Annotated in this window: 12 protein-coding genes; 8 read left to right on the top strand and 4 right to left on the bottom strand. The window is 62.1% G+C overall.

Annotated features, from left to right (window positions below):
• Nucleotides 1-505 precede the first annotated feature (505 nt).
• The 3 genes from SLW75_RS13585 to SLW75_RS13575 form a co-directional block, all read right to left on the bottom strand.
• Nucleotides 506-1,114 carry a putative adenosine monophosphate-protein transferase Fic gene (locus SLW75_RS13585; RefSeq protein WP_410934694.1) on the bottom strand — a complete coding sequence of 203 codons (609 nt, stop codon included), beginning with the start codon at nucleotides 1,112-1,114 and terminating at the stop codon, nucleotides 506-508.
• Nucleotides 1,114-1,284, bottom strand: a complete 171-nt coding sequence (locus SLW75_RS13580) for a YhfG family protein (protein ID WP_139214569.1) — start codon at nucleotides 1,282-1,284, stop codon at nucleotides 1,114-1,116. Before SLW75_RS13580 ends, SLW75_RS13585 begins: the two co-directional genes overlap by 1 nt.
• 112 nt (nucleotides 1,285-1,396) lie before the next feature.
• The gene (locus tag SLW75_RS13575) at nucleotides 1,397-4,312 is read right to left on the bottom strand and encodes a ribonucleoside-diphosphate reductase subunit alpha (protein WP_296310367.1); all 2,916 of its coding nucleotides are present in this window, start codon (nucleotides 4,310-4,312) and stop codon (nucleotides 1,397-1,399) included.
• A gap of 630 nt (nucleotides 4,313-4,942) precedes the next feature.
• Here SLW75_RS13575 and SLW75_RS13570 point away from each other — a divergent pair.
• The 3 genes from SLW75_RS13570 to fhuF are packed head-to-tail and all read left to right on the top strand — an operon-like array spanning nucleotide 4,943 to nucleotide 8,067.
• The gene (locus SLW75_RS13570) at nucleotides 4,943-5,680 is read left to right on the top strand and encodes a response regulator (RefSeq protein WP_410934693.1); all 738 of its coding nucleotides are present in this window, start codon (nucleotides 4,943-4,945) and stop codon (nucleotides 5,678-5,680) included.
• 3 nt (nucleotides 5,681-5,683) lie between these two features.
• Nucleotides 5,684-7,336: an ATP-binding protein gene (locus SLW75_RS13565; RefSeq protein WP_410934692.1), complete on the top strand. Its 1,653-nt coding sequence runs from the start codon at nucleotides 5,684-5,686 to the stop codon at nucleotides 7,334-7,336.
• Nucleotides 7,333-8,067, top strand: coding sequence for a siderophore-iron reductase FhuF (gene fhuF / locus SLW75_RS13560; RefSeq protein WP_410934691.1), 735 nt, complete (start codon nucleotides 7,333-7,335; stop codon nucleotides 8,065-8,067). The genes SLW75_RS13565 and fhuF overlap by 4 nt, the downstream gene beginning before the upstream one ends.
• Here fhuF and SLW75_RS13555 read toward each other — a convergent pair.
• The gene (locus tag SLW75_RS13555; RefSeq protein WP_410934690.1) at nucleotides 8,018-8,743 is read right to left on the bottom strand and encodes a 4'-phosphopantetheinyl transferase family protein; all 726 of its coding nucleotides are present in this window, start codon (nucleotides 8,741-8,743) and stop codon (nucleotides 8,018-8,020) included. The genes fhuF and SLW75_RS13555 overlap by 50 nt on opposite strands.
• An 885-nt stretch (nucleotides 8,744-9,628) precedes the next feature.
• On the opposite strand from SLW75_RS13555, the gene SLW75_RS13550 reads away from it, so the two are divergent.
• The 5 genes from SLW75_RS13550 to SLW75_RS13530 all read left to right on the top strand — a co-directional run bounded on the left by SLW75_RS13550 (nucleotide 9,629) and on the right by SLW75_RS13530 (nucleotide 15,140).
• Complete coding sequence (locus SLW75_RS13550) at nucleotides 9,629-10,057, top strand: hypothetical protein (protein WP_410934689.1); 429 nt, start codon at nucleotides 9,629-9,631, stop codon at nucleotides 10,055-10,057.
• A 138-nt stretch (nucleotides 10,058-10,195) separates the two neighbouring features.
• Nucleotides 10,196-10,873, top strand: coding sequence for a response regulator transcription factor (locus SLW75_RS13545; RefSeq protein WP_192133924.1), 678 nt, complete (start codon nucleotides 10,196-10,198; stop codon nucleotides 10,871-10,873).
• On the top strand, nucleotides 10,870-12,213 hold the full coding sequence (locus SLW75_RS13540) for an ATP-binding protein (protein WP_065992797.1): 1,344 nt from the start codon (nucleotides 10,870-10,872) through the stop codon (nucleotides 12,211-12,213). The genes SLW75_RS13545 and SLW75_RS13540 overlap by 4 nt, the downstream gene beginning before the upstream one ends.
• A gap of 299 nt (nucleotides 12,214-12,512) precedes the next feature.
• Complete coding sequence (locus SLW75_RS13535) at nucleotides 12,513-13,850, top strand: dicarboxylate/amino acid:cation symporter (RefSeq protein ID WP_192133922.1); 1,338 nt, start codon at nucleotides 12,513-12,515, stop codon at nucleotides 13,848-13,850.
• A gap of 108 nt (nucleotides 13,851-13,958) precedes the next feature.
• The gene (locus tag SLW75_RS13530; protein WP_410934688.1) at nucleotides 13,959-15,140 is read left to right on the top strand and encodes a CaiB/BaiF CoA transferase family protein; all 1,182 of its coding nucleotides are present in this window, start codon (nucleotides 13,959-13,961) and stop codon (nucleotides 15,138-15,140) included.
• Nucleotides 15,141-15,502 lie beyond the last annotated feature (362 nt).

Here is a 15,502-nt window from a genome sequence, read left to right as displayed (position 1 = left end):
TTCCGGTGAAGGCTGTCAGGCGCGAGGGCCGTCATCCGGGAGAGGAGCAGAACGCTGACACGGCAGACGAGTGATGACCATAAAACTCTGGTCGACTTGGGCTGCGCAGGTGGTCATGGCGTTGTCCTTGATTGGGGGGCGCGAGTATACGGAAATTTGCTCCGCACGTCTGTGCTGCGACCCGTATATCCGTCATTTTCAGCGGTCGTTCGACAGGGCGAGCGCACGCTGGATTTTTCTTGACCTGACGGTGATTCACTGATTCTGAATCGCCTATCTAGTGGTCGTGGGCGTAAGAATACACACGATATGGTGTTTGTGAAACCGCGTATTTCGTCATCTGCCGGTGTTTGTGACGCAGGTCAACGGCTCATAAAAGCCCTTGACCCTGAAGACGCCCGAGATACGTGCCGTCCATGGATGCGCGAGCCCATACGCTACTCATTTCGATGACGGCCGACCTGACAAAAGGCGCTCGCGCTCGTGGTATTTGAATCGAGGAGCGTCAATCAGCCGCAACCCCAATCGCCCCCCCAACACACCGCTCAAACACCCGCACCAACCCCTCATAATCACACCCCACCGCATCCACATTCGCCCGTATCCATTCCTCCGCTTCCACCGGCCACCAGCTGATCTCAAACCCCGCATTCACGATGAGGTGTTCAAACAGAATCCGCTGAGCCCGCCCATTCCCCTCTCGAAACGGATGAACCACGTTCAAATCCCCAAACAGCTCCGCACTCGCCGCAATCAATTGCCCGCGATCCAGCTCCTGAAACCAGTTCGCGTCGGCCAATGCCTTGAACAGCTTATTGGCCTCGGGCTCGATGCGGTGGGTCACGCAGAAGTGGGTCTGGTCTTTGGAGATGTCGACGGTGCGCAGTTCGCCCGCCCAGTCGTAGAGATCGGCGAACAGCTGGCGGTGGACGGCTTGCAGGTAGGGCAGGTCGTAGGGAGGAGGGGAGAAGTCGATGGCTTCGGCGGCGACTTCGGACAGGTCGCGCTCGGCTTGGGCCAGGGTTTCCGCGTCGGTGAGGTCGAGGCGGTTGCGCAGCACGGTGCTGCCGGGCGGACAGTAAGGGTCCTGTCCGACGCCGTATTTGTCGACCATCAGGCCTGTTTTTTGCGGTAGCTGGTGAGCAGCTCTTCCCGGGAGGGCAGGCGGCGTTCGGAGTCGGCGGGCGAGCTCTCGAAACCCTCCAGACGCAGGCTGGCGGCGTAGTTGGAGCGGCGCGTTTTGGCACAGTAGGCTTTTTTGGACTCTAGCGAGGCAGCTGGCATGGGCATTCTCCTGGCTGGGAATGAGGGGAGTGTAACGCAAGAAGGCCCCGCGCCCTAGGGGACGCGGAGCCTTCAATCAGGGCGTCACCCGAAGGTGACGCTTGACGCGCTGTTACTGGCAGGCTTCGCAGTCCGGCTCGTCGATCGCGCAGGCTTTCGGCACTGGCGCTGGACCGGCCGGAGCCGCTTCGGCTGGACGCGGGGCGGTGATCGCCGAGTCGTCCGGGCCGTGGCCACCGCTGGAAACGGCGTTCAGCTTGCCGGTGTTGATGGTCGACTTCTCGGTGCTGGTCGCGGCCAGGGCACGGAGGTAGTAAGTGGTTTTCAAACCACGGTACCAGGCCATGCGGTAGGTCACGTCCAGCTTCTTGCCCGAGGCGCCGGCGATGTACAGGTTCAGGGACTGGGCCTGGTCGATCCACTTCTGACGACGGCTGGCCGCGTCAACGATCCACTTGGTGTCCACTTCGAAGGCGGTCGCGTAGAGGTCTTTCAACTCCTGCGGGATGCGCTCGATCTGCTGCACCGAACCGTCGTAGTACTTCAGGTCGTTGATCATGACCGAATCCCACAGGTCGCGGGCTTTCAGGTCGCGAACCAGGTACGGGTTGATCACGGTGAATTCGCCCGACAGGTTCGATTTCACGTACAGGTTCTGGTAAGTCGGTTCGATCGACTGCGACACGCCGGTGATGTTGGCGATGGTCGCGGTCGGTGCGATGGCCATGATGTTCGAGTTACGAATGCCTTTCTGAACGCGAGCACGCACAGGCGCCCAGTCCAGGAATTCGTTGAGGTCGACGTCGATGTACTTCTGGCCACGCTGCTCGATCAGGATCTGTTGCGAATCCAGCGGCAGGATGCCTTTGGACCACAGCGAACCCTGGAACGTCTCGTAGGCACCGCGCTCGTCCGCCAGATCGCAGGACGCCTGGATCGCGTAGTAGCTGACGGCTTCCATCGAGCGGTCGGCGAATTCGACAGCGGCATCGGAACCGTAAGGAATGTGCTGCAGGTACAGCGCGTCCTGGAAGCCCATGATGCCCAGACCGACCGGACGGTGGCGGAAGTTGGAGTTCTTCGCTTGCGGCACCGAGTAGTAGTTGATGTCGATCACGTTGTCGAGCATGCGCACGGCAACGTCGATGGTGCGCTTGAGCTTGTCGGTGTCCAGCTTGCCGTCGACGATGTGGTTCGGCAGGTTGATCGAGCCCAGGTTGCAGACCGCGATCTCGTCCTTGTTGGTGTTCAGGGTGATCTCGGTACACAGGTTCGAGCTGTGAACCACGCCCACGTGCTGCTGCGGCGAACGCAGGTTGCACGGGTCCTTGAAGGTCAGCCATGGGTGGCCGGTTTCGAACAGCATGGACAGCATTTTGCGCCACAGGTCTTTGGCCTGAATGGTCTTGAACAGCTTGACCTTGCCCGGGTACTCGGTCAGCGCTTCGTAGTACTCGTAGCGCTCTTCGAAGGCTTTACCGGTCAGGTCGTGCAGATCAGGCACTTCGGACGGCGAGAACAGGGTCCACTTGCCGTCGTCGAAGACACGCTTCATGAACAGGTCAGGGATCCAGTTGGCGGTGTTCATGTCGTGGGTACGACGGCGATCATCACCGGTGTTCTTGCGCAGCTCGATGAACTCTTCGATGTCCATGTGCCAGGTTTCCAGGTACGCACAGACAGCGCCTTTGCGCTTGCCGCCCTGGTTCACGGCCACGGCCGTGTCGTTGACCACTTTCAGGAACGGCACGACGCCCTGGGATTTGCCGTTGGTGCCCTTGATGTAAGAGCCCAGCGCGCGAACCGGCGTCCAGTCGTTGCCCAGACCGCCTGCGAATTTGGACAGCATGGCGTTGTCGTGGATGGCGTGGTAAATGCCCGACAGGTCATCCGGAACGGTGGTCAGGTAGCAGCTCGACAGCTGTGGACGCAGGGTGCCGGCGTTGAACAGTGTCGGGGTCGAGGCCATGTAGTCGAAGGACGACAACAGGTTGTAGAACTCGATGGCGCGGTCTTCGCGTGCTTTCTCTTCGATCGCCAGGCCCATGGCCACACGCATGAAGAAGATCTGCGGCAGTTCGAAACGGATGCCGTCCTTGTGGATGAAGTAACGGTCGTACAGGGTTTGCAGGCCCAGGTAGGTGAACTGCTGGTCGCGCTCGTGGTTGATCGCCTTGCCCAGTTTTTCCAGGTCAAATTCGGCCAGCACAGGGTTCAGCAGTTCGAATTGGATGCCTTTCTCGACGTAAGCCGGCAGCGCTTTGGCGTACAGGTCGACCATTTCGTGGTGGGTGGCGCTTTCGGCGACACCGAGGAAACCCAGGCCTTCGGCGCGCAGGGTGTCCATCAGCAGGCGCGCGGTGACGAACGAGTAGTTGGGCTCACGCTCAACCAGGGTACGCGCGGTCATCACCAGTGCGGTGTTGACGTCGGTCAAGGCAACGCCGTCGTACAGGTTCTTCAGGGTTTCGCTCTGGATCAGGTCGGCATCGACCTCGGCCAGGCCTTCACACGCTTCGGTGACGATGGTGTTCAGGCGGCCCATGTCCAGCGGCGCGAGGCTGCCGTCTTTGGCGGTGATGCGAATCGATGGGTGCGCCTGCACAGGGGTTTCGCCCGCGGTGCGACCGGCACGCTCCTTGGAGCGCTCGTTGCGGTAGATCACGTAGTCGCGGGCGACTTTCTGCTCGCCGGCGCGCATCAGCGCCAGTTCGACCTGATCCTGGATTTCTTCGATGTGGATGGTGCCGCCCGACGGCATGCGGCGCTTGAAGGTCGCGGAGACCTGTTCAGTCAGGCGCGCAACGGTGTCGTGGATACGCGACGAAGCGGCAGCGGTGCCGCCTTCAACTGCGAGAAAGGCCTTGGTGATGGCGACGGTGATCTTGTCATCGGTGTACGCAACGACGGTGCCGTTACGCTTGATCACACGCAGCTGACCCGGCGCGGTGGCGGACAGGTCCTGCTGGGTCGCACCTGTCTGCGGCGCGGTGGCCTGCGGATTCTCGCGAGTTGTGTCGGTTTGCATGGGTGTCTCCACGTTCTTTAAGTTTGTTTGGACGCGGAGTACGCGCCCACCGTTTCGTCTTGCGGCAGTGAACTGACAAATGTCAGGCCATGACTTCAAGACGAATGGGAAGGCGGATTTACCCTCCCTGGCGTTGAAGTCGAAAAGGGTGCCGGACTTAAGCCCGTCACCCCAAAAACTGTTGCAGAATGCGCGTGTGATGTTGCAACACGTGTGCCGCTGCGCGCAGATCCCAAGGCTGGGTGGTCTGCCATTCGCGCTGGCGGGGTAGAGCGGTAGATTCGGGGGTTATTCAGCCCTTCGTACACACGTAACGCGCGAGAAAAAAACCTTGAAATCGCGACATGACTTGTGTTTGGGATTTAGACAAAAACCCCACATGTAGGGTCTGCGCCGTCGAAGGGCTACAAGATATGCGTTTCGGACACTTACTGCAACGCATGACCTGTGGATAAGGCTGTGTGTAATTTGTGTGTGAAACGGCGAAATCCCGTGTAGGCCGCATGGCGTCTGGGATGAGCGCTTTGTCGGCGGCCGAAATCATTTTTTCGGGAATTTTGCGGGCGTGAACGCGATCGCAAAAGCCCGTTGCGCAAGCACTATTAATAAGAAAAAACAAGGAGCCTCACCGTGCAGCCACAACCCTGGCAGGTGCTGATCGTCGAGGATGACCAGCGGCTGGCCGAGCTCACCCGCGACTACCTCGAAAACAATGGCCTGCGCGTGAGCCTCGAAGGAGACGGCGCGCGGGCGGCCCGGCGAATCATCGACGAGCAGCCGGATCTGGTGATCCTCGACCTCATGCTGCCCGGCGAGGACGGCCTGAGCATCTGCCGCAAGGTGCGCAGCCGCTATGACGGCCCGATCTTGATGCTCACCGCGCGCACCGACGACTGTGACCAGATACAGGGCCTGGACATGGGCGCAGACGATTACGTCGGCAAACCGGTGCACCCCCGCGTACTGCTCGCGCGCATCCATGCCTTATTAAGGCGCAGCGAAACCGTCGAAAGCCCTGTCCAGGCACAGCAACGTCTAGAGTTCGGCGCGCTGGTGGTGGACAACACCCTGCGCGAAGCCTGGCTCAACGACCAGAGCGTCGAGCTGACCAGCGCCGAATTCGACCTGCTGTGGCTGTTGGTCAGCAACGCCGGGCGCATCCTCTCTCGCGAAGAAATCTTCACCGCCCTGCGCGGCGTCGGCTACGACGGCCAGGACCGCTCCATCGATGTGCGCATCTCGAAAATCCGCCCGCGCATCGGTGACGACCCCGACCACCCGCGCCTGATCAAGACCGTGCGCAACAAGGGTTACCTGTTCGTGCCCCACGCCGCCTCGCAACTGCCCTCCCTCAAGCGCGACGGCTGACCGATGAATTCCATCTTCCTGCGCATCTATGGCGGCATGCTCGGCGTTCTGGTGCTGGTGGCATTGCTCGGCGTGCTGACCCTTCATCTGGTCAACGCCGTGCGCGCCGATCAGTACCGCGAGCAATTGGCCCACGGCACCTTCACGCTGATGGCCGACAATCTGCGTGGCATGAATGACATCGAACGCACCCGCGCCCTCGCCGTGTGGGAGCGCCTGCTGGGCATTCCGCTGACACTGCAAACCGCCGAGCGCGCGCACTTGGACGGCGGCGCGCGCAGTCGGCTGAGTCGCGGGCAGGTGGTGGTCGAACAGACCGGACCCCATGCCGCGCAAGTGTTTCGGGAGGTCGAGCCTGGGCTGTCAGGCAATCCGTCCAGCGGCTTGCTCCTGACCGGCGAGGTGCGGCAGATCAGCGAGCAACTGGCCCGCGCGACCATCTTTCTGTTGCTCGACGAACTGGTGCGTCTGCCCGTCGATGAGCAGCCGGCGCGGCTGGAAGCGTTGCGCCAGAGCAAGGGGTTCGGCTTCGACATGCAGCTGATCCGTCTGGAGAACCTGGATGTGGACGATGACCAGCGTCGGCGCATCGACGAGGGTGACACGGTGATGGCGCTGGGCAAGGGCGGCGATTCGATCCGCGTGCTGTCTGGCGTTGGCGAAACCCCGTGGGTGCTGGAGATCGGCCCGCTGTTCCAGATGAATCCCTATCCGCCGGAGCTGCTGATCCTCATCGCGTTTCTCGGTCTGTGCCTGATCGGTCTGGTGGTTTATTTGCTGGTGCGTCGGCTCGAGCATCGGCTGCGCGGGCTGGAAGCGGCGGCCACCCAGATCGCCCAAGGCAGCCTGGAAACCCGCGTGCCTGTAGCAAGTGCGGGGGCGGGCGCGGATTCGGTCGGGCGGCTGGCGTCGGCATTCAACGGCATGGCCGAGCACCTGCAGCGTTCGCTGATGATCCAGCGCGAACTGGTGCGCGCGGTGTCCCATGAGCTGCGTACGCCGGTGGCGCGGTTGCGTTTCGGGCTGGAAATGATCAACGACGCCACGACCCCGGAAGCGCGGCATAAATACATGGTCGGCATGGACAGCGATATTCAGGACCTCGACAAGCTGGTGGACGAGATGCTCACCTACGCGCGCCTGGAGCAGGGCGCGCCGACCCTGAATTTCCAGCGCATCGACCTCGACGCCCTGATCGATCAGGTGATTGCCGAGCTGGCGCCGCTGCGGCCGAATATCAGTGTCAGGCGCGGGGAGTGTGTTGATGCGCTGCACCGTACGGGGTCCGGCGAGATCCATTGGGTCGAGGCCGAGCCGCGATACTTGCACCGTGCGCTGCAGAATCTGGTGAGCAACGCCATGCGCCACGCTGAGTCGGAGGTGCGCATTGGCTATCAGTTGAGTGAAGCGCGCTGCCGCATCGACGTGGACGATAACGGACCCGGCGTGCCGGAAAGTGCCTGGGAGCGGATCTTCACGCCGTTTATGCGTCTGGACGACAGCCGCACCCGGGCGTCGGGCGGGCATGGGCTGGGATTGTCGATCGTGCGCCGCATCATTCATTGGCACGGCGGGCGCGCGCTGATCGGGCGCAGCCATACCTTGGGCGGCGCGTGTTTCAGCCTGGCCTGGCCGCGTAAGCAGGGAGATGCATGATGTTCGACGGTGCGCTGGCCGGGTTTTTCCGCACGGTGGTGGTCGATGAAAGGCGGCCTGTGTTGCCGCTGACCGAGCTGTTGCAGGATGAGGTTCTGGATCGCTTGGTGCTGAAGGTGTACGGGCCGGCGTTGCTGAGGGAGCAGTTGCCGGTGCTGGTCTCGCAGTGGATGAAGTACTACGCCATGCAGCTGATCCCGCCGGTGGTGGTGGCGAGTCTGGCCCATGGCCTGGGGTGGCCGCTGGGGCTGGATCGCCTGAGTTTTGCCCTGCATGAACGTGGCTATCTGGATGGGGTGAGGTTTGAGGGGGCCGTTACGCCGGTGGCGGTTTCGGACGATCCGTTCGAGCGGTTTGCGCCGCTGCTGGAGAATCTTCAGCACGTGATCGATCGCTTGAGTGCCTACGGCGATGTGCCGACGGCGGTGCTGTGGGGCAACGCCGGGGATTATCTTGAAACCTGCTTGCGGCAGTTGTCTGCGGCGAGCGAGGTTTCAGTTGCGGCAGGGTATGGGCTGTTGCGGGAACGGCTGAGGCCGGATGGGCGGCGCAATCCGCTGTTCAACGCCGTTAGCTATATAGAAAAGGACGGGCAGATGGTTCGGCAGCGGCGCACGTGCTGTTTGAGTCATCGGGTGGAATGGGTGGGGCGGTGTGAGCATTGTCCGCTGGGCGCGGCCGTCAGCCTCGAATCGCCACCAGACTCAACAGCTGCCCATCCTGCACGCTGAACTGCGCGTCCAGCTCCTTGCCGTTGTGCCATTCCGCCGACAGATCGATGTTCAGCCGCAGGCGCGCAGTGCCTTCATCTGACCAGTCGAGCAACTCGGCGGCCTCGAAATAGAAGCGCTTGAGCACGATGGGGTAGAGCGCCTTGAACAGGCTTTCTTTCAGGGAAAAGGTCAGGGTGACGAGTTTGGCCGTTTGATGGTCGGGCCCGGCGGTCAGGCGCTGCATTTCCGCCGGCGTCAGAATCTCTCCGGCCAGGCGCACGGCGCGCTCGTGGCTCATCAACTGCTCGACGTCCAGCCCCAGCCCGCGCCAGTCTGATTTGCGCGCCACGATCGCGGCGGCCCAGCCGGTGCTGTGGGTGATCGAACCGGTGACGTCTTCAGGCCAGACCGGCGCGCGGTCTTCGCCAATTAGCGGGACGTGGGAGCGGCCGTCCAACCGGCGCATCGCCTCCCGCGCGCACAAGCGGCCAGCAAGAAACTCCGTCTGCCGCTTGGCCACCGACCGCTGAATGGAGGCGGGCGGCTCGATGAGACAGCGCTGAAAATCGCCGTCGATGAGCTTTTGCGGATCGAAGCGACTGCTCACCAACACCACATCCGCCAGCCCATGGGGCAAGGGCCAGTGAGCGGTGAGGGCGGGGCAACAGTCAGGCAGTGTCGGGGATCGAGTCATGCCCGGCATTCTGCCGGAACCGCGGCGTCGTGCGCAAAAAACGGTTTGCTTTGAATCCCCAATCCAAAGTCATGCACAGAACCTGTGGGAGTCAGCTTGCTGACGAATGCGGTGGGTCAGGCGAAGTGGATGGCACAGGCAGAAAGCATTCGCGAGCAAGCTCGCTCCCACAGGAGATGTGTGTGGGTCCGAGACTTCAGCGTCATGCACAGAACCTGTGGGAGTCAGCTTGCTGACGAATGGGTGGCTCAGACAAAGTTGATGGCCGAGGCAGACCGCCTTCGCGAGCTAGCTCGCTCTGCTGGCCTCTTCCCGGCTGAAGCCGGCCCCACAAAGAGCAGCGCGTGCATTCAGTGAAATGCGTGGTGATCAAACCGGCCTCTTCCCGGCTAAAGCCAGTCCTACAGTGGCCGCGGTAGATCTGTAGGACCGGCTTCAGCCGGGAAGCTTTTGATCTTCATGCGCAGAAAGCTCAGACACCGCCAATCGCGACTTGGGTGCAGGCTGAACGCAGGTCTCGCGCAGTGGGCCGAGCCGCATGGATGCGGCGAGAGCGCCGTCAGGACATGGATGTCCGTTCGGCGCGGGCCCACGGAGCGAGACCGGAGTGAAGGAACCCTGAGGAACGAAGGGCCAAACCAGGAGCAGGCACCCTTGGTTACTTGGGGTGCTTTTCCAAGTAACTCGCCGAAGGCGAAACCTGAGGCCGTTAGGCCGACACAAGAGATCTTCGCTGCCCGGGAATTCAGCGCCAGGCACAGAACCTGTGGGAGTCAGCTTGCTGACGAATGCGGTGGGTCAGTACGTGTTCAGGAGGGGTTCAGCGCTGGCTGGGTATGCTCCAAACCGTACCCAACAAGGCGCCTGGCGCCGGAGGACCTGCTCATGCTGACGTTCAACAAGCTCTTTCTGGCGCTGGCGTTCCTTGGCAGCAGCGCGGCGGCGCAAGCGGCTGATGGCAACGCGGACCTGTCCCGCACCGATTTCGGCAAGAACACCGAACGCGCCGACCGCCTCAACGGCCTGCGCCGCAGTCTGGCCACCACCAGCCAGGTCGGCAATTGGAGCCAGACCTTCAGCCAGCAGCCTATGGACGATCCCTACGCCGCCGGCTACGGAAATCTCACCGCCCGCGTCAACGGGGTGAGCGTTCAAACGGGCAATCTTCCGGCCTTTTACAGCGTGCAGATGTCTTCACCGGGCACGTCTAGACTGTTCGAGACCGGCGCACCAGCCCGCACAGCGCAGCAACCCCCCTCGTTGAGCCTGAGCGAGAGCCCGCACACCTATTTACCTGTCCACCACGTTTTATAAGCCGGTTTATAAGCCGCCAGCCTGTTTTTAGCGGTGTCTGGATTGCACAATCACTGCCGGGCTCGTCACACTGCACGCGCTCGGCAGCGTCGTTGAGACTCTTGAAAAAAGAGGGTTGCCTTTGCCTGGGAGAGCGTCATGAAATTGCTGGTTGTCGAAGATGAAGCCCTGCTGCGTCACCACCTGCAGACCCGTCTGACCGAAAGCGGTCACGTCGTCGAAGCGGTGGGCAACGCCGAGGAAGCGTTGTATCAGGCGGGCCAGTTCAACCACGATCTGGCGGTCATCGACCTGGGCCTGCCCGGGGTTGGCGGTCTCGACCTGATCCGCCAGCTGCGCGTGCAGAACAAGGCATTCCCGATCCTCATCCTGACCGCGCGCGGCAACTGGCAGGACAAGGTCGAAGGCCTGGCTGCCGGCGCCGACGACTACGTGGTCAAGCCCTTCCAGTTCGAAGAGCTCGAAGCGCGCCTCAACGCCTTGCTGCGACGCTCCAGCGGTTTCACCCACGCGACCATCGTTGCCGGGCCGCTGACCCTGGACCTCAACCGCAAGCAGGCGTCCCTGGACGAACAGCCCCTGGCGCTGACCGCCTACGAATACCGGATTCTCGAATACCTCATGCGCCATCACCAGCAAGTGGTGCCCAAGGAGCGCCTGATGGAGCAGCTGTACCCCGATGACGACGAGCGCGATCCGAACGTGATCGAAGTGCTGGTCGGCCGTCTGCGGCGCAAACTCGAAGGGCCCGCCGGCTTCAAACCGATCGACACCGTGCGCGGTCTGGGCTACCTGTTCACCGAGCGCTGTACATGATTCGTTCGCTGCGCCTGCGTCTGATGCTGGGCGCCGCGACCTTGGCCGTCATCTTCATGCTGCTGATGCTGCCGGCGCTGCAGAGCGCCTTCAGCCTGGCGCTGGAAAGCTCCATCGAAAAACGCCTGGCGTCCGACGTCACCACTTTGATCTCCGCCGCCCGGGTCGAAGACGATCACCTGTTGATGCCGTCGTTATTGCCCGGTGAACAATTTGCCCTGCCCGACAGCCGCTTGCTCGGCTACATCTATAACCGCGCTGGCAAGCTGGTGTGGCGATCCCGGGCCACCGAAGACGAAGCCATCGACTACCAGCCACGCTACGACGGCCGCGGCAACGAATTCGCCAAGATCCGCCAACCCAACGGCGAAGAGTTTTTCGTCTACGACGTCGAAATCAAACTGCTCGGCGGCCGCAACGCCGCTTTCAGCATCGTCGCCCTGCAACCGGTGCGCGAATACCAGGAAACCATCTCCGGCCTGCGCCAGAAACTCTACCTGGGCTTCGGCGGCGCGCTGCTGGTTCTGTTGATTCTGCTGTGGGGCGGGCTGACCTGGGGCCTGCGCGCCCTGCGGGGCATGAGTCAGGAACTCGATCAGGTCGAGGCCGGCTCGCGGGAAAGCCTCAGCGAAGAACACCCCAGCGAACTGCTGCGCCTGACCGACTCGCTCAACCGCCTGTTGCGCAGCGAACGGGAGCAACGCATTCGATACCGCGACTCCCTCGACGATCTCGCCCACAGCCTGAAAACCCCGCTGGCCGTGCTGCAGGGCGTCAGCGAGCAGATTGCCAAACGGCCGGAAGACCTGGAGCAGGCGCGGATTCTGCAATCGCAGATCGAACGCATGAGCCAGCAGATCAGCTATCAATTGCAGCGCGCCAGTCTGCGCAAAAGCGGGCTGGTGCGTTATCACGTGGCCCTGAGACCCGTGGTGCAAAGCCTGTGCAACACGCTGGAAAAGGTCTACCGCGACAAGCGCGTCAACGTGGTCCTCGACCTGCCGGACAACGGCCAGGTGCAAATGGAAGAGGGCGCCTTGCTGGAGATGCTCGGCAACCTGCTGGAAAACGCCTACCGCCTGTGCCTGGGCGAAGTGCGCGTGAGCTGGCGGTCATCGATGATGGGCGACGAGTTGTGCATCGAAGACGACGGCCCGGGCGTTCCGGAAAGCCAGCGCGCACGGATTCTCGAACGCGGCGAGCGACTGGACACGCAGAACCCGGGGCAAGGCATCGGTCTGGCGGTGGTCAAAGACATCATCGAAAGCTATGGCGCGCAGCTGACCCTGGGCGATTCGGAACTGGGCGGTGCGGCCTTCCGCATTCAGTTCGCCATCTAACCTCAAGGCGTTCCCACGCCCGTCGAGGCGGATACCCGCCAGTGTTGCGAGGTAATTGCCGCCAAACGGCGGAAAACCGCCATCCCTTTCCGGTTTACGGGTCTACCGTTAAACAGACGGTTCACGGAAACCGGGCCTCTCCTGCGATTTATCAACACTGGCACGGTGCCTGCAAAGCACTGGGCAGAGGTCTGCCGCGCGCAGCTCGACAAAAACAAATCCCTCCGAGCAGGAGGGTTCGCACTTTAGGCGTCACTGCAACCGGAATGCTGCAGCTCGATGCTCTTGAGGAAACTGCAATGACGACTCGTCAGCCCATCTATAAATCCCTTTACGCCCAGGTGATCGTCGCGATCATCGTCGGTATCGCCCTCGGCCACTGGTACCCCGAAACTGCCGTAACGCTCAAACCGCTGGGTGACGGTTTCATCAAACTGATCAAAATGGTCATTGCACCGATCATCTTCTGCACCGTCGTCAGCGGCATCGCTGGCATGCAGAGCATGAAATCCGTGGGCAAGACCGGCGGCTACGCGCTGCTCTACTTCGAAATCGTCTCGACCATCTCGCTGATCATCGGCCTGATCGTGGTCAACGTCGTCCAGCCGGGCGCCGGCATGAACATCGACGTGTCCACCCTCGACGCTTCCAAAGTCGCGGCCTACGTGACCGCCGGTAAAGACCAGAGCATCGTTGGCTTCATCCTCAACGTGATCCCGAACACCATCGTCGGCGCATTCGCCAACGGCGACATCCTGCAAGTGCTGATGTTCTCGGTGATCTTCGGTTTCGCCCTGCATCGCCTGGGCGCGTACGGCAAGCCGATCCTGGACTTCATCGATCGCTTCGCCCACGTCATGTTCAACATCATCAACATGATCATGAAGCTTGCCCCGATCGGTGCGCTGGGCGCCATGGCCTTCACCATCGGTGCCTACGGCGTCAGCTCGCTGGTGCAACTGGGCCAGCTGATGCTGTGCTTCTACATCACTTGCCTGTTGTTCGTGCTGCTGGTGCTGGGCTCCATCGCCAAAGCTCACGGCTTCAGCATCCTCAAGCTGATCAAGTACATCCGCGAAGAGCTGCTGATCGTGCTGGGTACCTCGTCGTCCGAGTCGGCACTGCCACGCATGCTGATCAAGATGGAGCGTCTGGGCGCGAAGAAATCCGTCGTCGGTCTGGTGATCCCGACCGGTTACTCGTTCAACCTCGACGGTACTTCGATCTACCTGACCATGGCCGCAGTGTTCATCGCTCAGGCCACCAACACCCACATGGACATCACCCATCAGGTCACCCTGTTGCTGGTGCTGCTGCTGTCGTCCAAAGGTGCGGCAGGCGTGACCGGTTCCGGCTTCATCGTGCTGGCCGCGACGCTGTCCGCCGTGGGCCATCTGCCGGTGGCCGGTCTGGCGCTGATCCTCGGCATCGACCGCTTCATGTCCGAAGCCCGCGCCCTGACCAACCTGTGCGGTAACGCCGTGGCAACCCTGGTGGTCGCCAAGTGGGTCGGCGAACTGGACGTTCCGCAGATGCAGGCCGAGCTGGCGTCTGGCGGTCGTGCCATCGACAACACCGCGCCGACCGACGACCTGGGTGTGGCTGAAACCGCGCCTACCCCTGTTGTGCGTTCGTAAGCTGCGTTAACGGTAAAGGTTGTTGAAAAAGCCTGTCCTCGGACAGGCTTTTTTTATGGGCGAATCACACCTACTCTGAGCCACACGCCGGCCATCAGAGAACGCTCCATGCAAGGTCCGCTGTCATCCCTCAAAGTCCTCGATTTCTCGACGTTGCTGCCCGGGCCGTTCGCCTCGTTGCTGCTGGCGGACATGGGCGCCGAAGTGTTGCGCATCGAGTCACCCACTCGCCCGGACCTGCTGCGGGAATTGCCGCCCCATGACCACGGTGTCTCAGCCAGCCACGCCTACCTCAACCGCAACAAGCGCAGCCTGGCGCTGGACCTCAAACAGCCTCGGGCCATCGAAGTGGTCAAGCGGCTGGTGGCGGATCACGACATCGTGCTGGAACAGTTTCGGCCCGGTGTGATGGACCGGCTGGGCATCGGGTATGAGGCGTTGAAGGTGATCAATTCGCGGCTGATCTATGTGGCTATCACCGGTTACGGCCAGACCGGGCCTTACCGCGATCGCGCCGGACACGACATCAACTACATGGCTGTGGCCGGGCTCGCCAGCCACACCGGGCGCAAAGACAGCGGGCCGTTGCCCTTGGGCGTGCAGGTTGCGGATGTGGCCGGCGGTTCGCTGCATGGGGTGATCGGCCTGCTCGCCGCGGTGGTCGCTCGCCATCAAACCGGGCAGGGCCAGTACGTCGACGTCAGCATGACCGATTGCGCGTTCAGCCTGAATGCCCTGGCGGGCGCGGGGTATCTGGCGGCCGGCGTCGAGCCTGAGCGGGAGGCGCAGATGCTCAACGGCGGCAGCTTCTACGACTACTACCGCAGCCGTGACGGCAGATGGTTTTCGGTGGGAGGGCTGGAGCCGGGGTTTCTCCACGGGATGTGCGCCGCCCTGGGCCGGCCGGAGCTGGCGCGGCTTGGGCGGTCGTTTGTGCCCGACGATCAGGCTGCGCTCAAGCGAGAGCTGCAAATCGAATTCGAGCGCCGCAGTGCTGATGAGCTGACAGCGCTGTTTGCCGGCATCGACGCCTGTGTCGAGCCGGTGCTGAGTTTCTCCGAAGCGACGCAGCATCCGCACATTCAGGCGCGAGAGATGCTGGCGCAGGTGCCCCGCGGTGATGGCAGCGCGCAGGTGCAGATGGCCTGTCCGGTGAAGTTCTCAGCAGGACTGCCCACGCCCCGGCACATCGGCGTGGCCGTCGGCGCGCATTCCGCAGAGGTGCTGGCCGAAGCAGGGTTCAGCGCGCAGGAAATCCAGTCGATGGGTGATGCGGGGGTGTTTGGGTGAAATCTGAAGGCAGGGTCAATCGAATGCCCCGGCGTCTCGTGCGCAACCTCAGTGGCTTCAACAAAGTCCCGAGTCCACTCCAATCCTGTGGGAGCGAGCTTGCTCGCGAAGACTTGCTTGCAGCCACTTGAGAAAATTGCTGACTGCCCTGGCCCCTTCGTGAGCAAGCTCACTCCCACAAGTCCAGCGGCGTTACCAAGATCCCGAGTCCACCCCGGTCACTCGTGCGCAACCTCAGTGGCTTTAACAAGGTCCCGAGTCCACTCCAATCCTGTGGGAGCGAGCTTGCTCGCGAAGACTTGCTTGCAGCCACTTGAGAAAATTGCTGACTGCCCTGGCCCCTTCGTGAGCAAGCTCACTCC

Source organism: Pseudomonas sp. W5-01 (genome assembly GCF_046540435.1).
Lineage (GTDB): Bacteria > Pseudomonadota > Gammaproteobacteria > Pseudomonadales > Pseudomonadaceae > Aquipseudomonas > Aquipseudomonas graminis_B.
Note: the sequence above shows the minus strand (reverse complement) of the source record. Positions and strands in the feature narration are given on the sequence as shown.